The sequence below is a fragment of the Burkholderia sp. LK4 genome, from assembly GCF_001043615.1.
Taxonomy (GTDB): domain Bacteria; phylum Pseudomonadota; class Gammaproteobacteria; order Burkholderiales; family Burkholderiaceae; genus Burkholderia; species Burkholderia cepacia.
On the sequence record NZ_LDUL01000049.1, the window covers coordinates 26283 to 48224 of the forward strand.

General features: G+C 69.4%; 19 protein-coding genes. 11 read left to right on the forward strand and 8 right to left on the reverse strand.

The window, feature by feature from the left end:
* Positions 1-134: 134 nt before the first annotated feature.
* From VK92_RS24795 to cysD, 3 genes are all read right to left on the reverse strand, one after another.
* Positions 135-1322, reverse strand: a complete 1188-nt coding sequence (locus VK92_RS24795; protein ID WP_021162441.1) for a helix-turn-helix transcriptional regulator — start codon at positions 1320-1322, stop codon at positions 135-137.
* Positions 1323-1459: 137 nt separating this feature from the next.
* On the reverse strand, positions 1460-3373 hold the full coding sequence (gene cysN / locus VK92_RS24800) for a sulfate adenylyltransferase subunit CysN (protein ID WP_048026214.1): 1914 nt from the start codon (positions 3371-3373) through the stop codon (positions 1460-1462).
* Entirely contained in the window at positions 3373-4353 is a 981-nt protein-coding gene (gene cysD, locus VK92_RS24805) for a sulfate adenylyltransferase subunit CysD (RefSeq protein ID WP_224051324.1), read from the reverse strand. The genes cysN and cysD overlap by 1 nt, the downstream gene beginning before the upstream one ends.
* Positions 4354-4483: 130 nt before the next feature.
* Between cysD and VK92_RS24810 the strand changes: the two genes are divergently transcribed.
* The 4 genes from VK92_RS24810 to VK92_RS24825 are packed head-to-tail and all read left to right on the forward strand — an operon-like array spanning position 4484 to position 8614.
* Complete coding sequence (locus VK92_RS24810; RefSeq protein WP_048026211.1) at positions 4484-5593, forward strand: DUF1214 domain-containing protein; 1110 nt, start codon at positions 4484-4486, stop codon at positions 5591-5593.
* A complete protein-coding gene (locus VK92_RS24815; RefSeq protein WP_048026209.1) occupies positions 5590-6783 on the forward strand; it encodes a sulfotransferase family protein in 1194 nt (397 codons plus the stop codon). Before VK92_RS24810 ends, VK92_RS24815 begins: the two co-directional genes overlap by 4 nt.
* Positions 6784-6824: 41 nt before the next feature.
* Positions 6825-7616: an SDR family oxidoreductase gene (locus VK92_RS24820; RefSeq protein ID WP_048026207.1), complete on the forward strand. Its 792-nt coding sequence runs from the start codon at positions 6825-6827 to the stop codon at positions 7614-7616.
* A gap of 17 nt (positions 7617-7633) precedes the next feature.
* Positions 7634-8614 carry a hypothetical protein gene (locus VK92_RS24825; RefSeq protein WP_048026205.1) on the forward strand — a complete coding sequence of 327 codons (981 nt, stop codon included), beginning with the start codon at positions 7634-7636 and terminating at the stop codon, positions 8612-8614.
* 89 nt (positions 8615-8703) lie between these two features.
* Here the strand turns inward: VK92_RS24825 and VK92_RS24830 are convergent, their stop codons facing one another.
* Complete coding sequence (locus tag VK92_RS24830) at positions 8704-9156, reverse strand: nuclear transport factor 2 family protein (RefSeq protein WP_048026247.1); 453 nt, start codon at positions 9154-9156, stop codon at positions 8704-8706.
* Between the two features lie 13 nt (positions 9157-9169).
* Entirely contained in the window at positions 9170-9649 is a 480-nt protein-coding gene (locus VK92_RS24835) for an SRPBCC domain-containing protein (protein WP_048026203.1), read from the reverse strand.
* A 360-nt stretch (positions 9650-10009) separates the two neighbouring features.
* On the opposite strand from VK92_RS24835, the gene VK92_RS24840 reads away from it, so the two are divergent.
* On the forward strand, positions 10010-11488 hold the full coding sequence (locus VK92_RS24840) for a cryptochrome/photolyase family protein (RefSeq protein WP_048026246.1): 1479 nt from the start codon (positions 10010-10012) through the stop codon (positions 11486-11488).
* Between the two features lie 135 nt (positions 11489-11623).
* Here VK92_RS24840 and VK92_RS24850 read toward each other — a convergent pair whose 3' ends face one another.
* Together VK92_RS24850 and VK92_RS24855 are read right to left on the reverse strand one after the other, a co-directional pair.
* Positions 11624-12856 carry an MFS transporter gene (locus VK92_RS24850; RefSeq protein WP_048026201.1) on the reverse strand — a complete coding sequence of 411 codons (1233 nt, stop codon included), beginning with the start codon at positions 12854-12856 and terminating at the stop codon, positions 11624-11626.
* Between the two features lie 191 nt (positions 12857-13047).
* On the reverse strand, positions 13048-13989 hold the full coding sequence (locus VK92_RS24855; RefSeq protein WP_048026200.1) for a LysR substrate-binding domain-containing protein: 942 nt from the start codon (positions 13987-13989) through the stop codon (positions 13048-13050).
* Positions 13990-14191: 202 nt separating this feature from the next.
* Here VK92_RS24855 and VK92_RS24860 point away from each other — a divergent pair, with 202 nt between their 5' ends.
* Together VK92_RS24860 and VK92_RS24865 are read left to right on the forward strand one after the other, a co-directional pair.
* Complete coding sequence (locus tag VK92_RS24860) at positions 14192-15235, forward strand: alpha/beta hydrolase family protein (protein WP_048026199.1); 1044 nt, start codon at positions 14192-14194, stop codon at positions 15233-15235.
* 194 nt (positions 15236-15429) lie between these two features.
* On the forward strand, positions 15430-16185 hold the full coding sequence (locus VK92_RS24865) for a 4'-phosphopantetheinyl transferase family protein (protein WP_048026197.1): 756 nt from the start codon (positions 15430-15432) through the stop codon (positions 16183-16185).
* A 21-nt stretch (positions 16186-16206) separates the two neighbouring features.
* Here VK92_RS24865 and VK92_RS24870 read toward each other — a convergent pair whose 3' ends face one another.
* Positions 16207-17127 carry a glutamate/aspartate ABC transporter substrate-binding protein gene (locus VK92_RS24870; protein ID WP_048026195.1) on the reverse strand — a complete coding sequence of 307 codons (921 nt, stop codon included), beginning with the start codon at positions 17125-17127 and terminating at the stop codon, positions 16207-16209.
* Positions 17128-17350: 223 nt separating this feature from the next.
* On the opposite strand from VK92_RS24870, the gene hutH reads away from it, so the two are divergent.
* Genes hutH through VK92_RS24890 form a run of 4 tightly spaced genes read left to right on the forward strand, consistent with a single transcriptional unit; the run spans position 17351 to position 21942 of the window.
* Positions 17351-18874, forward strand: coding sequence for a histidine ammonia-lyase (gene hutH / locus VK92_RS24875; protein WP_048026193.1), 1524 nt, complete (start codon positions 17351-17353; stop codon positions 18872-18874).
* Between the two features lie 4 nt (positions 18875-18878).
* On the forward strand, positions 18879-19574 hold the full coding sequence (gene hutC, locus VK92_RS24880; RefSeq protein ID WP_027786935.1) for a histidine utilization repressor: 696 nt from the start codon (positions 18879-18881) through the stop codon (positions 19572-19574).
* Positions 19575-19612: 38 nt separating this feature from the next.
* Complete coding sequence (gene hutU / locus VK92_RS24885; protein ID WP_027786936.1) at positions 19613-21301, forward strand: urocanate hydratase; 1689 nt, start codon at positions 19613-19615, stop codon at positions 21299-21301.
* A gap of 2 nt (positions 21302-21303) precedes the next feature.
* Positions 21304-21942, forward strand: coding sequence for a HutD/Ves family protein (locus VK92_RS24890; RefSeq protein ID WP_048026192.1), 639 nt, complete (start codon positions 21304-21306; stop codon positions 21940-21942).

A 21942-nucleotide genomic window follows, 5' to 3' on the forward strand; every position in this document is an offset into this window, starting at 1 on the left:
TCCGTCGGGTAGTTTTCAATGTCTGATGACATATGACATGAAACGAGTGCGTACCAGTGGCCGGGGTACCCGGTGGCGACCCGCGCGCGTGGTGCACTCCCCGGCAACCCGTTCGGCGGTTACTCTCGCGGCCGCTACGCCATCGACACGACGCTGTTGAGCAGCGTCTTCACGAGCACAGCTTGCCGCGTTGCGCCCGTTTTCGCGAAGATGCCGCGCAGGTGCGCACGCGCGGTGTTCTTCGTGATGCCGGTCGCGGCGGCGGCCTCGTCGAGCGTCAACCCGTCGACGAGCAGCAGCGCGATTTCGGTTTCCATCGGCGTGAGCCGGAACAGCCGGTGCAGCATGTCGCGCGACGTCTGCGGCGACGACACGGGATCGCGCACGAACACCGCGACGGCCGGCCGGTGCCGGCGGTCCTCGGCGCCGCGGTAGGGCGCGAGCGGGCGCAGCAGCACGCTCAACGGCATCGCGCCGCCGGGGCGCGACAGCGTGGTGGCTTCGATGCGGGCGAGCGCGCCCGCGCGGAAATGCTCGAGCGCGGCCTGCAACGCCTTCTGCAGCCGGCGCTCGTCGAGCGGGCACGAGGCGTGGAGCCGCTCGTGGCGCACGCACAGCCCGTCCTGCTGCTCGATCAGCCGCTCGGCGATGCGGTTGCGCTTGATCACGCGGCCGTCCTCATCGACGATCGCGGTGCCGACATCGAGCCGGTCGACGGTGCCCGCGTACAGCGCGCGTTCGGCGTCGAGCACGTCGAACGCCGCGTGCAGTTCGACTGCTCGCTGCAGGTGCGGCAGCAGCGTCGCGACCTGCGCGCGTTCGGCCGCGTCGAAGTCCCGCCCGCCGTGCGCGCGGCTCACGAAGAACGCGCATTCGACGCCGCGTTCGCCGCGCAGGTTCGCGCCGAGGATGTAGCGCAGGTCGAGCGGCTGTAGATACTGCCGGTAGAAATCGTGCGCGCGCCACGCGGTTTCGCCGAACAGCCGGTCGGCCGTGAAGACCTGGCCGGGCGGCTGATCGAGAAACGGGCACAGCGCATAGAACTGCTCGCTGTACGACGGCTCGCCGGGCAGCAGCGGGCCGTGCGCCGACGCGTTGATGATGAGCCCGTGCCGTGCGCCGCCCGGGTTGCGCAGCACCAGTGTCGTGAAGCGCGCGTCGAGCCGCACGCGGACCGCTTCGAGGAAGCCGGCCCACGGGGTCGCTTCCGACGGGCCCTGATAGACGAGCCCGAGCCACGCGCTGAGTTCGCGCGCCGTCCACGCCGCGTCGTCGAAGCCGTCGTGCGCGGCCGGATCGCCGGGTGCCAGCGCGATGGGCATGCTCGTGTTCTCCTGGATCGGGGGTAGGGTTCCCGAGCCAGCATACCGGCCGCCCGGCGGCCCGCGTCGTCCGAACGGAGGAGGCGGCGCGCCCGGGCGGGCAGGCGGGCAACCGCAGGGTTGCCCGCCTGCGGCGCCTACGCCGCGCGCTCGCGCAGCAGGTAAGCGACGATGCGCCCGGCCGCTTCGTCAGGGGACTCGGCGACCGTATCGACGCGCAGTTCGGGCCGCGCGGGCGGCTCGTACGGCGAATCGATGCCCGTGAAATGCTTCAGCCCGCCGCGCCGCGCCTTCTTGTACAGGCCCTTCGGGTCGCGCTCCTCGGCGACCGCGAGCGGCGTGTCGACGAACACCTCGACGAACTCGTCGGGGCCGGCGAGCGCACGCGCCATCTCGCGTTCCGAGCGGAACGGCGAGATGAACGACACGAGCGTGATGAGCCCCGCGTCGAGCATCAGCCGCGCGACTTCGGCGACGCGCCGGATGTTCTCCACGCGATCGGCCTCGGTGAAGCCGAGATCGCGATTGAGCCCGTGCCGCACGTTGTCGCCGTCGAGCAGGTACGTGTGCTTGCCGAGCGCGTGCAGCCGCTTCTCGACGAGGTTCGCGATCGTCGACTTGCCGGCGCCCGACAGCCCCGTCAGCCACACGATGCGCGGCGTCTGCGCCTTCTGCGCGGCACGCGCGGCGCGGTCGACGTCGACGGCCTGCCAGTGCACGTTGTGCGCGCGGCGCAGCGCGAAGTGCAGCATCCCGGCACCGACCGTGTCGTTGGTGAAGCGGTCGATCACGATGAAGCCGCCCGTGTGGCGGTTGCGGTCGTACGGATCGAACGCCACGGGCCGGTCGAAGCTCAGGTTGCACACGCCGATTTCGTTGAGCGCGAGCGTGCGCGCCGCGAGATGCTCGCGCGTGTTCACGTCGACCTTGTACTTCGGCGTCGCGCAGGTCGCGCCGACCGTCTGCGTGCCGAGTTTCACGAGATACGGGCGGCCGGGCAGCAGCGGCGCGTCGTGCATCCACACGAGCGTCGCCTCGAACTGGTCGGCCACCTCGGGCGGCGCATCCGCGCGCGCGATCATGTCGCCGCGGCTGATGTCGATCTCGTCGGCGAGCGTGAGCGTCACTGCGTCGCCGGCGTGCGCGATGTCGCTTTCGCCGCGTTGCGTGATTACCGACGCGACGCGGCTCTCCTTGCCGGACGGCAGCACGCGCACGCGCTCGCCGACGCGGATCTCGCCCGATGCGATGCTGCCCGCGTAGCCGCGGAAATTCAGGTGCGGGCGGTTGACCCACTGCACCGGCAGCCGGAACGGCTCGTCGCGCGTCACGCGCGCGGCGAGCGGCAGCGTGTCGAGATGCTGCATCAGCGTCGGGCCCGCGTACCACGGCATCCGCGCGCCCGGCGCGATCACGTTGTCGCCGCGCAGCGCCGACATCGGGATGCTGACGATCTCCGCCAGCCCGAGCTCGGCCGCGAACGCGCGATAGTCGGCGTCGATGCGCTCGAACACGGCCCGGTCGTAGTCGACCAGGTCCATCTTGTTGATCGCGAGCACCACGCGCCTGATGCCGATCAGTGCGACGAGATGGCTATGACGGCGCGTCTGCGTGAGCACGCCCTTGCGCGCGTCGATCAGGATCACGGCGAGATCGGCGGTCGACGCGCCGGTGATCATGTTGCGCGTGTACTGCTCGTGGCCGGGCGTGTCGGCGACGATGAACTTGCGACGCGCGGTCGCGAAGAAGCGGTACGCGACGTCGATCGTGATTCCTTGTTCGCGCTCGGCCGACAGGCCGTCGACGAGCAGCGCGAAATCGAGCTCGCCGCCCTGCGTGCCGACCTTCTTCGAATCGGCTTCGAGCTGCGTGAGCTGGTCGTCGAACAGCATGTTCGATTCGTAGAGCAGGCGGCCGATCAGCGTGCTCTTGCCGTCGTCGACGCTGCCGCACGTGATGAAGCGCAGCAGGTCCTTCGTCTGCGCATCGTCGGCGTGCATGTTGGGCGTCGCGTGTGCGGGTGCCTCGGGCGCGGTGAGAACGTATGCCATCAGAAATATCCCTCCTGTTTCTTCTTCTCCATCGAGCCGGCCGAATCGCTGTCGATCAGGCGTCCTTGTCGTTCCGACGTGCGCGTCTCGCGCATTTCCCGAAGGATGTCGTCGAGCGAGCTCGCATCGCTGTCGATCGCGCCCGTCAGCGGGTAGCAGCCGAGCGTGCGAAAGCGCACCTTGCGCATCTGCGGCACTTCGCCCTGGCGCAGCGGCAGGCGTTCGTCGTCGACCATGATCAGCGCGCCGTCGCGTTCGACGACGGGCCGTTCCTTCGCGAAGTAGAGCGGCACGATCGGGATGTCGTGAAGCTGGATGTACTGCCAGATGTCGAGCTCGGTCCAGTTCGAGATCGGGAACACGCGCAGGCTTTCGCCCTTGCGCTTGCGCGCGTTGTACAGCGACCAGAGTTCGGGGCGCTGGCGCTTCGGGTCCCAGCGGTGCTGCTCGGAGCGCAGCGACACGATGCGTTCCTTCGCGCGCGATTTCTCCTCGTCGCGGCGCGCGCCGCCGAACGCGGCATCGAAGCCGTAATGATCGAGCGCCTGCTTGAGCCCCTGCGTCTTCCACACGTCGGTGTGCATGGCCGAGCCGTGCGTGAACGGATTGATGTCGTTCGCGAGGCCGTCGGGGTTCACGTGCACGCGCAGGTCGAGGCCGAGGCGCGCGGCCGTCTCGTCGCGAAACGCGATCATCTCGCGGAATTTCCACGTCGTATCGACGTGCAGCAGCGGAAAGGGCGGCTTCGCCGGGTAGAACGCCTTCATCGCGAGATGCAGCATGACCGAGCTGTCCTTGCCGATCGAATACAGCATCACCGGGTTCTCGCTCTCGGCAACCACCTCGCGCATGATGTGGATGCTTTCGGCCTCCAGTCGCTCCAAGTGGGTCAACATCGTTCGTCTCCTTGTTTCATGCCGGCGCCGCGCGACATGTGCGGCGTTTCGTGCATGACGCCAACGGTATCGAGCGAGCGGCATGCCGCTCTTCGTCCGGGTGGACTAAACCGCGGCACGGCGGTGGAGCGGATCTTTCCTTAGTCCACCCGGACGAAGAGGTGCGCGACGCCGGCGCTTAAGGTGAGCGCTCGACCATCGGCGGAGACGACACATGACGGACGACACACGTGCCACGCAATTGCTTTCGGGCCAGACCTGGGCCGATTTCTGCGACACCCTGAAACGCAGCGGCGAGCAGATCCTGCGCGCCGAGGCGCCGGACGATCCGCTGACACGCGCGGAAGGCTTTCGTTACCTGAGCCGGCTGATGCGCATCGCGCTCGAAATGCACGTTGAATTCGCGGACGGCGCGTGGCCCGGCTTTTTCTCGCCGTCGCACGAGACCGCGAAGATCGGCGCCGACAATCCCGACAACCTGTACCAGTACGCGCGGCTCGACGGCCGTTGCGAATACCGCGTGACGGGGCGGCGCGGCACGGTGGCCTACCTGAGCTTCGGCACGCAGAAGGGCGGCTACGAGACCGACGGCAAGATGCTGCAGACGGGCTTTCTCGATGCGAAGCAGCTCGAGATCGCACCGGACGGCAGCTTCGAGATCGTGCTCGGCGAGACACCGCGCGCGGGCAACTGGGTACGCATGGAGCCGGGCACTAATGCGTTGCTGGTGCGACAGACTTTCCTCGACCGGCGCACGGAGACACCCGCGCAACTGAAGATCGAACGCATCGGCGCGCACGACCGCCCGGCGCCGCTCGATCCGCTCGCGTTGCAGGGCGGCCTCACGCGCGCCGCGCAGTTCGTCGAGCAGACGGCGAAGCTGTTCGCCGACTGGGCTGCGAGCTACCGGTCGCACGTGAACGCGCTGCCGCCCGCCGACCAGGCGCTGTGCCAGTCGGTCGGCGGCGACCCGAACATCTACTACTACCACTCGTGCTGGGAACTGGCCGACGACGAGGCGCTCGTGATCGACGTCGACACGGTGCCCGACTGCGATTTCTGGAACGTGCAGCTCAACAACTACTGGATGGAGTCGCTCGATTACCGGCACTTCGATATCTGCGTGAACAAGCACGGCGCACGCCGGAATGCGGACGGTGGCGTGACGGTGGTCGTCGCGGCCGCGCGGCCGGGCGACGCGAACTGGCTCGATACGGCCGGGCATCGCACCGGCACGATCTGCTGGCGCTGGGTCGGCGCCGCGCAGCCGGTGCATCCGCGCACGCGGGTCGTGAAGCTCGCCGCGCTGAAGGAGGCCGCATGAACGCGCCGATCGACCTGGTCCGCTCGCAGCTCGACGCCGACGGACTGATCGCCGAGGCCGTGTCGCGCACGGGCGGGCTCACCGCGTTCGGCGACGGACCGTATCGCGGGGCGCTCGACGTGATGTGCGCGTCGCTGATCGACGAAGCCAGGCTGTCCGAACGCGGCGCGGCGATGATGCGCGAGAAGCTCGTCGGGCAACTCGTGAACCGGCTGGTCGTCGAGGATTACTTCCGGCGTCATCCGGAAATCGCGGACATCGAGATCGACGATCCGCTCGTGATCGTCGGCCTGCCGCGCACGGGCACGACGCTGCTGCAGCGGCTGCTGGCCCTCGATCCGCGCTTTCATGCCGCCGCGTGGTGGGAGACCCGCTACCCGGCGCCGCTCGCGGGCGAGACGCTGGCCGAGCCGGCAGTGCGCATCGCCCGCGCGCAGGCCGAAGTCGCGACGATGATCGACTGCATTCCGCAGATCCTCGCGATTCATCCGCTCGATGCGATGCTTGCCGACGAGGAGTTCATGCTGATGGAGCACTCGTTCGTGTGCGCGATGGACTCGTACGCCAACGTGCCGCGCTATACGGCGTGGCTCGCGCGGCAGGATCTCACGCCGGTCTATACGTACCTGAAGCGGATGCTGCAGTTCCTGCAATGGCAGAAGGCGCGGCGCGGCGTCGCGCCGGCCACGCGCTGGCTGCTGAAGACGCCGCAGCACCTGCATGCGCTCGACGTGCTGTGCCGCGTGTTCCCGCGCGCGCAGGTCGTGCTCACGCACCGCGACCCGGCGCAGACGATTCCGTCGATGGCCAGCATGGCGCACACGCTGTGGCAGATGTATGCGGACGATCCCGATCCGCTTGCCGTCGGCGCGCAGTGGAACGCCGGAATGGCACGCGCGATCGGCGCCGCGATGGCCGCGCGCGATGCGCTGCCGGCCGGCCGCTTCCTCGACGTGCGTTTCGAGGACACGGTGTCGAATCCGCTCGGCGTGGCAGAGGCCGTGTACGCGTTTGCCGGCATGCCGCTCGATGCGCGGCGGCGCACGGCGATGGCCGACTGGATGGCGCGCAACGGCCGCGACAAGCGTGCCGCGCACGACTATTCGATCGCGCGCTTCGGCTTCACCGATGCGCAGCTCGCGCGCGACTTCGCCGCGTATCGCGCGCGGCACCTGCGGGCGGCCGGCTGACGGCCGGGCTCGCAACACCAACGACAACCAGGAGACAAGCCATGTTGCTGAAGGACAAGATCGTCGTGATTTCCGGGATCGGGCCGGGGCTCGGCGTGAAGCTCGCCGTCGAGGCCGCGCGCGAGGGCGCGTGCGGCGTGGTCGTCGCGGCGCGCACGACGGAAAAGCTCGACGACGCCGAAACGCGGATCCGTGCACTCGGCGTCGATTGCGACGTGCTGAAGGTGAAGACCGACATCACCGATCGCGCGCAATGCCGGCAGCTCGCGACGCAGGCCGTCGAGCGCTTCGGCCGGATCGATGCGCTCGTGAACAGCGCATTCGTGCACGGCAGGTTTCCCGAACCGGTGGAGGACGCCGACCTCGACGGCTGGCGCGCGGTGTTCGACACCAACGTGTTCGGCACGATGGCGCTTACGCAGGAAGTCGTGCCGCACATGAAGCGGCACAAGCGCGGCGCGATCGTGATGATCAACACGCAGGCGACCCGCAAGCCGTTTGCAGGGGAAGGCGGCTACGCTGTATCGAAGGGAGCGCTCGTCGTTGCGGCAAAATACCTGGCGCGCGAACTCGGCGTGCACGGCATTCGCGCGAACAGCATCCACATGGGGTGGATGTGGGGCGTGCCGACCCGGACGTATTTCCGGCAGGCGGCGGCCGAATACGGGATGACGGAAGAGCAGGTGATCGCGCCGGTCGCGTCGAACCTCGCGCTCGCGAAGCTGCCGACCGACGACGACTGCGCGCGCGCGGCGCTGTTCCTCGCGTCGGACTACGCGAACGCGGTGACGGGCGCGACGCTCGACGCGAATGGCGGCGATTTCATGCCCTGACGACGGAGCAAAGGATCATGCAGGACAACCACGACGAACGACACTTCCTTGCGTTCAACGGCGACGCGGACGGCCTGTGCGCGCTTCAGCAACTGCGGCTCGCGGAGGGCGTGCGCGGCACGCTCGTGACCGGCGTGAAGCGCGACATCAGGCTGCTCGAGCGGATCGACGCGCGCGCGGGCGACATCGTCACCGTACTCGACGTGTCGCACGACCAGAATCGCGATGCCTGCGCGCGGCTGCTGCGCGACGGCGCGACGGTCCGCTATTTCGACCATCACTTCGCGGGCGAGCTGCCCGACGATCCGCGCTTCGACGCGCATATCGACACGGCGGCCGACGTCTGCACGAGCGCGATCGTGAACCGTTATCTCGGCGGCCGGCACGTGCGCTGGGCGATCGTCGCGGCATTCGGCGACGAGTTGCCGGCGCTCGGCGGCGCGCTCGCGCGCGAGCACGGGATCGACGACGCGGAGCGCGACACGCTCGCCGAACTGGGCCTCTACCTGAACTACAACGCGTACGGCGAGTGTGTCGGCGATCTGCATTTCGACCCGGCGGCACTTGCCGACGCGATGCTGCCGTGCGTCGACCCGCTCGAGTTCGTGCACGAGACCGCCGTGTTTGCCGCGCTGCGCGACGGCTACCGCGACGACATGGCACGGGCGTGCGCACTCGCGCCGCTGCGCGAGGTGCCCGGCGCGACGCTGGTCCGGATGCCCGATCATCCATGGGCGCGGCGCGCGACGGGCATGCTCGCGAACGAGCGGATGCGCAACGCGCCGCATGCGGCGCTCGCGGTGCTGTCGCCGCGCGCGGACGGCGGGCTCGTCGTCAGCGTGCGCGTGCCCGACGGCCGGCCGCTCGGCGCCGACGAGTTCTGTCGCGGTTTTCCGACCGGCGGCGGGCGCAAGCGCGCGGGCGGCATCAATCATCTGCCGGAAACCGAGTTCGACGCGTTCGCCGAGCGGTTCGAGGCGGCGTTCCGGCTCGATTGACGCAACGGCCCGCGACGCGCACGCCGTGCATCCCGCGCACGGTATGCGCGTCGCGGGCGGCGGATCGTGGCCGGCGGGTTGCGGCGCGATCAACCGGTCGCGCCCGCGAGCGCGGCCGGCACGTTGTGGCCGTAGCAGCGCTCCTCGACACGCTCGGCGATGCGCCAGCCGAGCGCGGTACGCGCGAACCGGTCGACGTACCACAGCCCGAGAAACATCACCTGCGTGCCGCCGTCCGGCAGCGCGACTTCCATCGGATTGAAGCAGATCGTGCGGCCGCGCGCGGTGTCGCCGTCGAGCCGGATCGACAGGTTGCCGACCAGGTGCTGGTACTGCGGAAACCGCGGCAGCACGGTGCGCAGCCACGCCTTCACGTCCGGATAACGGCCCGCGATGCCGCCCATCGCGCGATAGTCGATCGCCGCGTCGGGCGTGAACACCGCGTCGAGCGCGTCGAAGTCGCGCGCGTCGATCGCGGTCGAATACGCGACGATCAGTTCGCGGATGTCGTGATGGTCGGACAGCGTTTGCAGATCGGGCATCGGCGGCTCCCGGTCAGGCGCCGTTGCGCCGGCGTGCCGCATGGAGCGCTTCGGCGCGCCGCTTCACGTCGCGCGCGCACTGGTCGAAACCCTGTTTCACCCACGCACCGTGGTTCTGCATGATCGTGTCCGCGTTGATGCCGAGGAACTGGTCGGTCGTGAAATAACGGCAGCGTTCCGCGCCGATCGCGTCGATGTACTGGTCGCGGCGCGCGGCGTCCTTGTTGTCGTCGGTCGGGCGCTGCTCCCACGACAGCAGGCGTTCCGGTTCGCACGCGACGAGGATCTCGTCGACGGGAATCACGGTTTCCGTGCCGGGAATGCGCACCTGCATGTGCACGAAATCGCCGAGCCTGCCGGTCGTTTCGAAGCCGACGCAGAACGTGTTCCATTCGCCGTAGCGCGGGAAGTCGGTCAGCACTTCCCAGACGACGGAGGCCGGTGCGTCGATGTCGACGGTGATCGAGGTGACGAGATTCGAGGGTTTGGTCATGGCGGCGTATCGGGTGAGTAGGGGGTGAATTGGGAGTGAGTATCGGGTGAGGCCGCGCGCCCGGCCGGGCGCCGCAACAGTCGGAAAGGTCCGCGCCGGCATCGGCCGGCGTGCGCGGCAGGGGCGGGACGCGCGGTGCCGGTAGCGACCGGCAGGTGCCGGGCGGCGTACCCGACATCGAGCGTAGGCCGGCGCATGCGGAGAAGAATCGTCGGAATGGACTAAGGCGTTTCACCGGGGGCGGCAGGGGGAGCGCGACGGCCGTGACCGTCATCGATCCGCCGGCGTGCCGAACATCGACACCGCGCGGCACAGCCGCGACAATACGCGTCTCTTCCTGCTTTCGTCATCGAGGTGCCCGTGTCCGCCAAGTCGTCCGTTGCTCCCGCGATCGTCTGGTTCCGCGACGATCTGCGCGTGACCGATCAGCCCGCGCTGACGCGCGCGGTGGCGTCGGGCCGGCCGCTCGTATGCGTATTCGTCGACGACACGGGCGCCGCCGCCGGGCGCGCGCCCGGCGGCGCGGCGCGCTGGTGGCTGCACGGGTCGCTGGCGGGGCTCGACGCGGCGCTTGCGCGTCATGGCGGCCGCCTGCTGCTGTTGCGCGGCGACGCGCCGCGCGAGATCGAACGCGTCGTGCACGACACGGGTGCGCAAGCGGTGTACTGGAACCGTCGTTATGCGCAACCGCAGCGCGACGCCGACGCGGCGCTGAAGGCGTCGCTCAAGGCGCGCGGCGTCACGGTCGAGAGCAGCAACGGCAGCCTGTTGAACGAGCCGTGGGAGGTGCTGACGGGCAGCGGCGGGCCGTACCAGGTGTTCACCGCGTACTGGCGCGCGGCACGCCGCGATCGCGCGGTGGCCGCGCCGCTGCCCGAGCCGGAACGGATCGGGTTTCATCGCTGGCCGAAGGCCCTGAGCGACCGCGCGCTGGCGCTCGATGCGCTGGCGTTGCGTCCGTCGGCGCCGGATTGGGCCGGCGGCCTGCGCGACGCATGGCCCGTGCCCGACGAAGGCGGCGCGCACGCGCAGCTCGACGCGTTTCTGACGACGTCGCTCGCCGATTACGCGGATGCGCGCGACCTTCCCGACCGCCCCGCGACGAGCCGGCTGTCGCCGTTCCTGCGCTTCGGCAACGTCTCGCCGCGACAGGTGTGGCACGCGGTGCAGGGCGCCGCGCAGGCCGGCGGCGCGGCATGCGCGGCGGGTGCCGACAAGTTCCTGAGCGAACTCGGCTGGCGCGAATTCAGCTACACGCTGCTGTACCACTTCCCGGCACTCGCGACCGACAACTTCCGCGCGCAGTTCGATGCGATGCCGTGGCGCGACGATCCCGCCGCGCTGCGCGCGTGGCAGCGCGGGCTGACCGGCTATCCGCTCGTCGATGCGGGCCTGCGCGAGCTGTGGACGACCGGCTGGATGCACAACCGCGTGCGGATGGTCGTCGCGTCGTTCCTGATCAAGCATCTGCTGATCGACTGGCGCGCGGGCGAAGCGTGGTTCTGGGACACGCTGGTCGACGCCGATCCCGCGAACAACGCGGCGAGCTGGCAGTGGGTGGCCGGCTGCGGTGCCGACGCCGCGCCGTATTTCCGCATCTTCAATCCGGTCGCGCAGGGGCGGAAGTTCGACCCGGACGGCGCGTACGTGCGGCGCTGGGTGCCCGAGCTGACCGGCCTCGACGCCGCATCGATCCACGCGCCGTGGGAGGCCTCGCCGCTGGAGCTCGAAGCGGCCGGCGTGCGGCTCGGCGTCGACTATCCGGAGCCGCTCGTCGAGCATGCGGCGGCGCGTGCCCGCGCGCTCGATGCACTGGCCGCATTGCCGAAGCGCCGCTGACCGCTCGCCCCGGGTTGCCGCGTCAATTGCAGAACGCGACGTGTTCGAGCAGCGCGTACGCGACGCCCGAATCGAAGTAGGCCGCGCCGCACCACGCGACGAACGCGAGCGTGCCGGCGGCCAGTGCCGCGCGGATCATGCCCACGCCGCGTTGCCCGCTGCCGGACGCGCGACGCGCGCGTCGTTGATCGGCAGGTGCAGCAGCGCCGCGAGTACGCCGAGCGCGATCGAGCCGATCCACAGCGGCATGTACGAATGCGTCGCGTCGTACACGAGCGCACCGAGCCAGACACCGAAGAAGCTGCCGAGCTGGTGCCCGAAGAACACGAAGCCGAACAGCGTCGCGATGTAGCGCACGCCGAACACCTGCGAGATCACGCCGTTCGTCAGCGGCACGGTGCCGAGCCACGTGAACCCCATGACGGCCGCGAACACGTAGACGCTCGCGGGCGACAGCGGCGCGGCGACGAACACGGCCATCGTGAGCGCACGCACGAGGTAGAGCACCGACAGCACGTACTTGCGCCGCAGCAGCCCGCCGAGATGGCCGCACGCATAGGTGCCGGCCACGTTGGTCAGCGCGATCAGCGCGAGCGCGACGCTCGCGTGGCGTGCCGGCAGCCCGTGATCCAGCAGGTACGCGGGAAGATGCGTCGCGATGAAGGCGAGCTGGAAGCCGCACGCGAAGAAACCCGCGTTCAGCAGCCAGAAGCCGCGATGCGCGAACGCCTCGCGCACGGCTTCGCCGATCGACTGGTCGGGGCCGGCGGCGGCGCCGGCAACCTGCGCGGGCCGGTCGCGCAGCAGCACGGCGAGCGGCGCGAGCACCACCGCGACGAGCGCCAGTGCGATGAACGCATGCCGCCAGCCGATGCCGCCGATCAGTTCCTGCGCGACGGGCACCATGCAGAACTGGCCGAGCCCGCCGATCGCGCCTGCGACGCCGAGCGCCCAGCCGCGCCGGTCGGGGGGAAACAGGCGGCTCAGCGCGCCATAGATCGATGCGAACGCCGAGCCCGACAGCGCGATGCCGATCACGAGCCCGGCACCGACCGTGAACATGCCGGTCGTCGCCGCGTGCGCCATCGTGACGAGCCCGGCCGCATAGAGCAGCATCCCGGCGACGATCACGCGCAGCGACCCGAAACGATCGGCGACCATGCCCGTGAACGGCTGCGCGACGCCCCAGATCAGGTTCTGCAGCGCCAGCGCGAACCCGAACGCTTCGCGCGACCAGCCGTGATCGAGCGACACCGGCGCGAGGAACAGGCCCTGCACGTGGCGGATGCCGAGCGCGGCGCCCATGATCAGGCCGCCGGCCAGTACGGGCAGCCAGCGGCGGCGGACTTCGTGCTCGATCGGGGTCATGCGTGTCTCCGGAAGGGGGCGCGGCAAAACGGCCGCGCTCGATCCGATTAGACGATCGGGCCCGTCGACCCTCAAGCGATCATTCGGTCAGGTTGGCATGCGTGTGGGGAATGTGACGAAGGGCGCGGGGGATCGGGCGGGCGTGCCCGGCCGCGGCCGGCGGCATTCGCTGAATCGGCTCCGGCTTCGGCCTATGCCGACGCCGTATCGTGCGCACGCATCGCGGTATCGCATTCGGCTGCTTCGGCGAGCATCCAGTCGCGGACCTCGGCGACTTCGCGGCGCGGTGCCGGATCGTGCTGGAACAGCCAGTAGCCGTAAGCCTCCGACAGTGCCTGCGTGTGCGGCCCGAGCACCGCGAGCCGCCCGTCCGCGAGCATCGGCGCGACGAGCGCGAGCCGCCCGAGCGCGACGCCCTGGCCTGCGATCGCGGCCTGGATCACCTGGTCGTACTGGTTGAAGCGCAGCACGCCTTTCGGGCGCGCGTCGCCGAGCCCGGCCGCGAGCAGGTGCGTGCGCCATTGCAGTTGCGGCTGCGGCGGCCCGTCGAATTCGAGCAGGACGTGGTCGGCGATCGCGGGCGCGTTCGTGACGGGCCGTGCGGCGAGCGCGGGATGGGCGACCGGCACGACGATCTCGTCGAACAGGTGCAGCGCGCCGGCCGGCGCGCGCTCGCGCGGGCAATAGCGGACGCCGAGGTCGATGCCTTCGGCGCGCAAATCGAGTACCTTGTCGTTCGCGGCGACGCGCAGGTCGATCTCCGGCAGGCGCGCCTGCAGCCGCCCGAGCCGCGGCAGCAACCACAGCGCGGTGACGCCGATGCTCGCGGTGATCGTGACGGGCTGGCGCTCGCGTGCGGCGGCGAGCGACGCGACGGTGTCCTGCAGGCTGTGCAGGGCCGCATCGGCGACACGAAACAGCCGCTCGCCTTCCGGCGTGAACGCGATCTTCCGGTAGCCGCGCTGCAGCAGCGCGACGCCGAGATGCGCTTCGAGCGCGTGCACCTGGCGGCTGACCGCCGATTGCGTGACGCACAGATCCTGCGCGGCGAGCGTGATGCTCATGCGGCGGCCGACGGCGACGAAACCGCGGACGAGGTCGAGCGACGGGAGGCGGACGAGTGGCGTTGACATGCGCGTGACTCATGCGAACGGAGCAGCAAGATTGGTTGAGAACGCGGGGCGCGTCAAGTTCAATGGAGGCTGGCGCGGGGAGTGCGGGGCTGACCGCGAGGCATGGGGTTCGAGTAAGCGCTAAAGCGCTAACTCGGACCGACCGCGAAGCATGGGGTCCGAGTAAGCGCTGAAGCGCTAACTCGGACCGACAGGAGACTCGATGGCGATTTCGAACGAAAGCAGCGGGACGACGCAGGGCAGCCGTGCGGCAGGCGCATTGCTGCCGCCCGAGCCCGTGACGCTGCGCGCGGCCGACGGCTATGAATTGCGCGGCCATGTGTGGCGCCATCGCGGCGGCAGCGCCGCGCGGCCCGTGACGGTCATCAATTGCGCGACATCGGTGCGTTGCGACTACTACTTTCGTTTCGCGGCCTGGTTGTTTTCACAGGGGCGCGACGTGCTCGTCTACGACTATCGCGGCATCGGCGGGTCGCGCCCGGCGCAGCTCGCGAAGCTGCGCGCGAACTGGCTCGACTGGGGGCGGCTCGATTGCGACGCCGCGCTGCAGTACGCGCGCGACGCGTTTCCGGGCCAGCCGATCGACGTGGTCGCGCACAGCATCGGCGGCTTCGCGCTCGGGCTCGCGGCATCGAACGCTCACGTGCGGCACGCGGTGACGGTCGGCGCGCAGTACGCGTACTGGCGCGATTACCTGCCGGCCGAACGGCGGCGCATGTGGTGGAAGTGGCACGTTGCGATGCCGCTGCTCGCGGCCGTGTTCGGCTACGTGCCCGCGAAGCGGCTCGGCTGGATGGAGGACACGCCGCGCGGCGTCGCGTTGTCGTGGGTGCGCTCGCAGGCCCGCTTCGAGGATGGTTATACGCGCGGCCTGCTCGCCGAACCCGTCGCAAGCCGCGCGGCGTTGCCCACCCGCTTCGCGGGACTGTCGGCGCCGATGCTCGCGATCGGCCTCGACGACGACGGGTTCGGCACGGTCGAGGCGATCGAGCGGCTGGTCGGCTACTACACGGGCAGCGACGTCACGCACCTGCGGATCGCGCCGGCCGACATCGGCGTCGATGCGATCGGCCATTTCGCGTTTTTCCACAGCCGCTTCACCGACACGCTGTGGCCGCTCGCGTTGTACTGGCTGCAGCACGGCGTGCTGCCGGCCGATGCGCCGGGCCACGTGCATGCGCTTCACCCGGCGTCGCGCGGGCGAGGGGCGGGCAGCGGCGTGCCGGGCGTCGCCGCGAACGGGTGAGGCGCGGCAGCTGCCCGGCTGCTGCCCGATGCGTCGCGGGCATGGCGTGCCGCCGTGCGCGGCCTTCGCATGCGGCTCATGAAGCCGCTCCGATTCGATGCGGCCGCGGCGAGTCGCACCCGGGCCGGTTCATACGCCGGCGCGATCGATTAACATCGGGCGTTTCCTTTCACGGCACAGGCTGCTGCGCACCGATGTCCATTCCGTCCGATTCCGCCTCTCCGGCCGATACCGCCCGCGCATGGCGCGTGCGCGCGCTCGATGTGCCGCCCGCCGCTGCACGCGCGGGGGTGCGGGTCGCGCGTATCAATTTCGACTGGAGCGTGCCGCTCGCGTCGCCGGCCTATGCGGCGCTGAGCGATGACGAGCGCGCGCGCGCCGCGCGCTTCATGCGTCACGAGGATGCGGTGCGCAGTGCCGCGACGCGTGCCGCGCTGCGCGACGTGCTCGGCGCGGCCCTCGGTGTCGCGCCGCATGCGGTCGCGATCGTCGTCGACGCATCGGGGCGGCCGTCGCCGGCCCCCGCGCATCGGACGTCACTCGATTTCAACGTGTCGCATGCGGGCGATCATGCCTTGCTCGCGTGGGCGCCCGCGGGTCGTGTCGGTGTCGATATCGAGTGCTGCGACCGCGCGGCCGACTGGCGTGCGCTGACACGCGAAGTCTGCGCGCCTGCCGAGGCTGCGTGGCTCGACAGCGTGTCGCCCGCCGCGCGCGCGGCGGCGTTCATGCGCGTGTGGGCGGCGAAGGAAGCGCTGCTCAAGGCGCTCGGCACCGGCATCGTCGGCGGGTTGCGAGCGTTCGCGGTCGTGCCGCCGCGCGATGCCGCGACCCCTGCGACGACGATCGTCGAACCGGCCGCGCCCGCCGCCGGCGTCGCGGCGTTCGACGCGGCGTGGCTCGACGCGGCGCCCGGCTACGCGGCGTGCATCGCGTGGACGCGTGCGTGAGCCGGCGTCAGCGCGCGGCGCTCATTCGAGCGGCGCGTCGTTCGGTGCCGCGTAGCGCGCCTTGATCACGTCGCTCATCGGGAAGTCGAACGCGAGCCCCTTCGGCGGCACCGGCTTCAGGAACCACCTGTCATACAGCGCGTCGATCTCGCCGCGCTTCATCAACTGCACGAGCACGCCGTCCACGAGCGCCTTGAACTGCGGATCGTCCTTGCGCAGCATGAACCCGTAGGCCTCCGACGACTGCGGCGTGCCGACGATCTGCCAGTCGGCCGGCTTCGCGGCGAGCTGGCGCACGCCCGCGAGCAGCACGTCGTCCATCATGTACGCGGCCGCGCGGCCCGATTCGAGCGTGAGGCGCCCTTCGCCGTAGTCCTTCGCGCTGATGATCTGCATGTTCATCTTCTTTTCCTCGTTCATCCTGCGCAGCAGGCGCTCGGACGTCGTGCCCTGGTTCGTCACGACCGTCTTGCCGGCGAGATCGGGGAAGTCGCGGATGCCCGAGCTCGTGCGCGTGAGCAGGCGCGTCGTCGCGACGAAGAAGGTGGTCGAGAACGCGACCTGTGCGTGACGCGCGGCGAGGTTGGTGGTGACGCCGCATTCGAGATCGACGGTGCCGTTCTGCACGAGCGGGATGCGGTTCTGCGACGTGACCGGGATGAAGCGCACCTGCAGGTCGGGCTTGCCGATGCGCGCCTTCACGGCGGCGATCACGCGGTCGCACAGGTCCTGCGAGAAGCCGATGACCTTGCCGTTCGCGTCGACATAGGAGAACGGCACCGACGTTTCGCGGTGGCCGATCGAGATCAGGTTGCTCTGCCGGATCTTCTCGAGCGTGCCCGAGAGCGGCTCCGCCGCGAACGACGCGCCGCATGCGAGTGCGCACGCGGCGAAGAGCAAGGGGCGGCCGAACCGGGCGGCGAATCGTGACGGGAAGGGCATGACGGTCTCCGAGGCGGATGGTGACGAATGGTGATTCGTATGTTGCCAAAGACAAAATAATTGCAACATATGTTAAGCGCCGGATCCCGCCGACCGATCCGGCGGGCCGCACCGGACATCAGGGAAACTCCCGAGTCGAAATCGGTGAAAAACGGGTTGTCTAGACAAGTTCGGGTGGCTACACTTCAAACCACTCCGAACTTGTCTAGACAGGATTGCTCACATGATTACGTTGACCCCCGGCCACCTGACCCTCCCGCAACTGCGCCAGATCGCACGCGAAGCCGTGCAACTGACGCTCGACCCGGCCAGCTTCGCGAAGATCGACGCCGGCGCGAAGGCCGTCGCCGACATCGCCGCGAAGGGCGAGCCGGCCTACGGCATCAACACGGGCTTCGGCCGCCTGGCGAGCACGCATATCCCGCACGACCAGCTCGAACTGCTGCAGAAGAACCTCGTGCTGTCGCACGCGGTCGGCGTCGGCGAGCCGATGGCACGTTCGTCGGTGCGCCTGCTGATGGCACTGAAGCTGTCGAGCCTCGGCCGCGGCCACTCGGGCATCCGCCGCGAAGTGATGGACGCGCTGATCAAGCTGTTCAACGCGGACGTGCTGCCGCTGATCCCGGTGAAGGGTTCGGTCGGCGCATCGGGCGACCTCGCGCCGCTCGCGCACATGTCGGCCGTGCTGCTGGGCGTCGGCGAAGTGTTCATCCGCGGCGAGCGCGCGAGCGCGCTCGACGGCCTGCGCGTCGCGGGCCTCGCGCCGCTGACGCTGCAGGCGAAGGAAGGCCTCGCGCTGCTGAACGGCACGCAGGCATCCACCGCGCTCGCGCTCGACAACATGTTCGCGATCGAAGACCTGTACCGCACCGCGCTCGTCGCGGGCGCGCTGTCGGTCGACGCGGCTGCCGGCTCGGTGAAGCCGTTCGACGCACGCATTCATGAACTGCGCGGCCATCAAGGCCAGATCGACGCGGCAGCGTCGTATCGCGACCTGCTCGAAGGCTCGCCGATCAACCAGTCGCACCGCGATTGCGACAAGGTGCAGGACCCGTACAGCCTGCGCTGCCAGCCGCAGGTGATGGGCGCGTGCCTGGACCAGATGCGTCACGCGGCCGACGTGCTGCTGATCGAAGCGAACGCCGTGTCGGACAACCCGCTGATCTTCCCGGATACCGGCGAAGTGCTGTCGGGCGGCAACTTCCACGCCGAGCCCGTCGCGTTCGCGGCCGACAACCTCGCACTGGCCGCATCGGAAATCGGCGCACTGGCCGAACGCCGCATCGCGCTGCTGATCGACGCGACGCTGTCGGGCCTGCCCCCGTTCCTCGTGCGGGACGGCGGCGTGAACTCGGGCTTCATGATCGCCCACGTGACGGCTGCCGCACTCGCATCGGAAAACAAGACGCTCGCGCACCCGGCGTCGGTCGACTCGCTGCCGACCTCGGCGAACCAGGAAGACCACGTGTCGATGGCGACGTTCGCCGCCCGCAAGCTCGCCGACATCGCGGACAACACGAAGCACATCCTCGCGATCGAACTGCTGGCCGCCGCGCAAGGCGTCGACCTGCGCGCGCCGCACCACACGAGCCCGAAGCTCGCGCCGGTGATGGAAACGATCCGCAGCAAGGTCGCGCACTACGAGCTCGACCACTACTTCGCACCGGACATCGCGGTGATCGCGAAGCTGGTCGGCGAGCGTGCGTTCGCGAAGGTCGCGCCGTTCTCGTTCGCGTCGGAACAGTAAGCCCATGAGCGCGCCGGTCTACCAGGAGATCAAGGATTTCATCCTGGCCCGCATCCACGCAGGCGAGTGGGAGGAGGGCGACCAGGTGCCGTCCGAGAACGAGCTGGCGCGCGAGTTCAAGGTGGCGCGCATGACCGTCAACCGCGCGCTGCGCGAGTTGACGGCCGAGCAGGTGCTCACGCGCATGAAGGGTGCGGGCACCTACGTCGCGCGGCCGAAGTACGAGTCGACGCTGGTGGCGATCCGCAGCATCTCGGAGGAGGTCGGCGCGCGCGGGCATGCGTATCGCGCGAGCGTGCTCGGCCTCGACACGATCCGCGCCGACGAGGTGCTCGCCGACGAGATGCAGGTGGCCGTGCGCACGAAGCTGTTTCATTCGCAGGTGCTGCACTTCGAGAACGACGAGCCGGTGCAGCTCGAAGAGCGGTGGGTGAATCCGGCGGTCGCGCCGGATTACGCCGAGCAGGATTTCACGAACACGACGCCGAACCTGTACCTGATGCGCGCGGCTCCGCTGCAGCGCGTCGAGTACCGGATCGAAGCGGCGGCCCCGGCGCCGGAGCGGCGCGAGCAGCTGCGGATGGACGACGTCGAGCCGTGTCTGGTTTTACATCGGCGCACCTGGTCGCAGGGCGTCGTCGCCTCGGTGGCGAATCTGTGGCATCCCGGCAGCCGTTATCGCTTCACCGGGCATTTCTGATTCCTATTTGATATTCATTTCCCTCGGGAGCAGTCGTCATGAACCATCCGAAACACATCGATCCCCGTCTCGATCCGACGCGCACGATCCGCGCGCCGCGCGGCAGCGAGAAGGTCTGCAAGACCTGGCTGGCCGAAGCGGCCTACCGGATGATCCAGAACAACCTCGACCCGGAAGTCGCCGAGCATCCGCATGCGCTCGTCGTGTACGGCGGCATCGGCCGTGCGGCGCGCAACTGGGAGTGCTACGACCAGATCCTCGCGTCGCTGAAGGATCTCGAGGAAAACGAAACGCTGCTGATCCAGTCGGGCAAGCCGGTCGGTGTGTTCCGCACGCACAAGGATGCGCCGCGCGTGCTGCTGGCGAACTCGAACCTCGTGCCGCACTGGGCGAACTGGGACCACTTCCACGAGCTCGACCGCAAGGGCCTGATGATGTACGGCCAGATGACGGCCGGCAGCTGGATCTACATCGGCAGCCAGGGCATCGTGCAGGGCACCTATGAAACGTTCTTCTCGGTCGCGAACCAGCACTTCAACGGCGATCCGTCGGGCCGCTGGATCCTGACGGGCGGCCTCGGCGGCATGGGCGGCGCGCAGCCGCTGGCCGCGACGATGGCCGGCTTCTCGATGATCGCGGTCGAATGCGACGAGACGCGCATCGACTTCCGCCTGAAGACGCGCTACGTCGACAAGAAGGCGACGACGCTCGACGAGGCGCTCGGCATGATCGAGGAAGCGAAGCGCACCGGCAAGCCGGTGTCGGTCGGCCTGCTCGGCAATGCGGCCGACGTGTTCGCGGAGCTCGTCACGCGCGGCATCACGCCGGATTGCGTGACCGACCAGACGAGCGCGCACGACCCGATCAACGGCTACCTGCCGCAAGGCTGGACCGTCGCGCAATGGCGCGAAGCGCAGAAGGTCGATCCGCAGAGCATCGTGAAGGTCGCGAAGCAGTCGATGGCCGTCCAGGTGCGCGCGATGCTGGCGCTGCAGGAGCGCGGCGCGGCGACGCTCGACTACGGCAACAACATCCGCCAGATGGCGCTGGAAATGGGTGTCGAGAACGCGTTCGACTTCCCGGGCTTCGTGCCGGCCTATATCCGCCCGCTGTTCTGCGAAGGCAAGGGCCCGTTCCGCTGGGTCGCGCTGTCGGGCGATCCGGAAGACATCTACAAGACCGACCAGAAGGTGAAGGAGCTGATCCCCGACGATCCGCACCTGCACAACTGGCTCGACATGGCACGTGAGCGCATCGCGTTCCAGGGCCTGCCGGCGCGGATCTGCTGGGTCGGCGTGAAGGATCGCTATCGCCTCGGTCAGGCGTTCAACGAGATGGTGAAGAACGGCGAACTGAAGGCCCCGATCGTGATCGGCCGCGACCACCTCGACACCGGTTCGGTCGCGAGCCCGAACCGCGAGACGGAATCGATGAAGGACGGTTCGGACGCCGTGAGCGACTGGCCGCTGCTGAACGCGCTGCTGAACACCGCGGGCGGCGCATCGTGGGTGTCGCTGCACCATGGCGGCGGCGTCGGCATGGGCTTCTCGCAGCACTCGGGCGTCGTGATCGTCGCCGACGGTACCGCCGAAGCGCACGAGCGTCTCGGCCGCGTGCTGCTGAACGACCCGGCGACGGGCGTGATGCGCCATGCGGATGCCGGCTACGAACTCGCGCAGCAGACGGCCCGCGAAGCCGGCCTGAAGCTGCCGATGCTCGGCCGCTGAGCATGACGGCGCTCGATCAGGCGCCGGTGAACGCGACGATGATGCGCGCAGCGGATCTCGTCGCGTCGCCATGGAAGAACGGCGGCGGCGTGACGCGCGAAATCGCGGCGTTTTCCCCCAAGGGGACTTCCTTCGGGGTGCCGCCGGGCGCCGCGCTCGACGCGTTCGCGTGGCGCGTGAGCGTCGCGGACGTCGGCACGGACGGCCCGTTCTCGCGTTTCGACGGCGTCGACCGCACGCTCGTGCTGCTGTCCGGCGCAGGCATGACGCTCGCCGAGGAAGGCGGCGCACGCCACGTGCTCGACGCACCGCTGGCCCGAGCGGATTTCGCGGGCGAGGCGGCGATCGACGCGACGCTGCACGACGGCGCGACGCGCGACTTCAACCTGATGACGCGCCGTTCGGCCGCGCGCGGCACGCTCGACGTGTGGCGCGCAGGCGCGCACCGCATCGGGCATGCCGATACCGTGCTGCTGTTTTGCGCGGCCGGCGAGGTCGCCGTTGAAATCGACGGCACGCGCTACACACTGGAAGAAATGGACACGTTGCGGCTCGACGGGCCGCGGCGTGCGTTTGACGTCGTCGTGAGCGGTAGCGGCGCGTTGCTCGCCGTGTCGCTCGCCATCGGCGAACGAGACTGA

Coding starts and splice junctions, on each gene's coding strand:
- VK92_RS24795 (WP_021162441.1), bottom strand. CDS start 1,322: ATGCCCATCGCGCTGGCACCCGGCGATCCGGCCGCGCACGACGGCTTC.
- cysN (WP_048026214.1), bottom strand. CDS start 3,373: ATGGCATACGTTCTCACCGCGCCCGAGGCACCCGCACACGCGACGCCC.
- cysD (WP_224051324.1), bottom strand. CDS start 4,353: ATGCCGCTCGCTCGATACCGTTGGCGTCATGCACGAAACGCCGCACAT.
- VK92_RS24810 (WP_048026211.1), top strand. CDS start 4,484: ATGACGGACGACACACGTGCCACGCAATTGCTTTCGGGCCAGACCTGG.
- VK92_RS24815 (WP_048026209.1), top strand. CDS start 5,590: ATGAACGCGCCGATCGACCTGGTCCGCTCGCAGCTCGACGCCGACGGA.
- VK92_RS24820 (WP_048026207.1), top strand. CDS start 6,825: ATGTTGCTGAAGGACAAGATCGTCGTGATTTCCGGGATCGGGCCGGGG.
- VK92_RS24825 (WP_048026205.1), top strand. CDS start 7,634: ATGCAGGACAACCACGACGAACGACACTTCCTTGCGTTCAACGGCGAC.
- VK92_RS24830 (WP_048026247.1), bottom strand. CDS start 9,156: ATGCCCGATCTGCAAACGCTGTCCGACCATCACGACATCCGCGAACTG.
- VK92_RS24835 (WP_048026203.1), bottom strand. CDS start 9,649: ATGACCAAACCCTCGAATCTCGTCACCTCGATCACCGTCGACATCGAC.
- VK92_RS24850 (WP_048026201.1), bottom strand. CDS start 12,856: ATGACCCCGATCGAGCACGAAGTCCGCCGCCGCTGGCTGCCCGTACTG.
- VK92_RS24855 (WP_048026200.1), bottom strand. CDS start 13,989: ATGTCAACGCCACTCGTCCGCCTCCCGTCGCTCGACCTCGTCCGCGGT.
- VK92_RS24860 (WP_048026199.1), top strand. CDS start 14,192: ATGGCGATTTCGAACGAAAGCAGCGGGACGACGCAGGGCAGCCGTGCG.
- VK92_RS24865 (WP_048026197.1), top strand. CDS start 15,430: ATGTCCATTCCGTCCGATTCCGCCTCTCCGGCCGATACCGCCCGCGCA.
- VK92_RS24870 (WP_048026195.1), bottom strand. CDS start 17,127: ATGCCCTTCCCGTCACGATTCGCCGCCCGGTTCGGCCGCCCCTTGCTC.
- hutH (WP_048026193.1), top strand. CDS start 17,351: ATGATTACGTTGACCCCCGGCCACCTGACCCTCCCGCAACTGCGCCAG.
- hutC (WP_027786935.1), top strand. CDS start 18,879: ATGAGCGCGCCGGTCTACCAGGAGATCAAGGATTTCATCCTGGCCCGC.
- hutU (WP_027786936.1), top strand. CDS start 19,613: ATGAACCATCCGAAACACATCGATCCCCGTCTCGATCCGACGCGCACG.
- VK92_RS24890 (WP_048026192.1), top strand. CDS start 21,304: ATGACGGCGCTCGATCAGGCGCCGGTGAACGCGACGATGATGCGCGCA.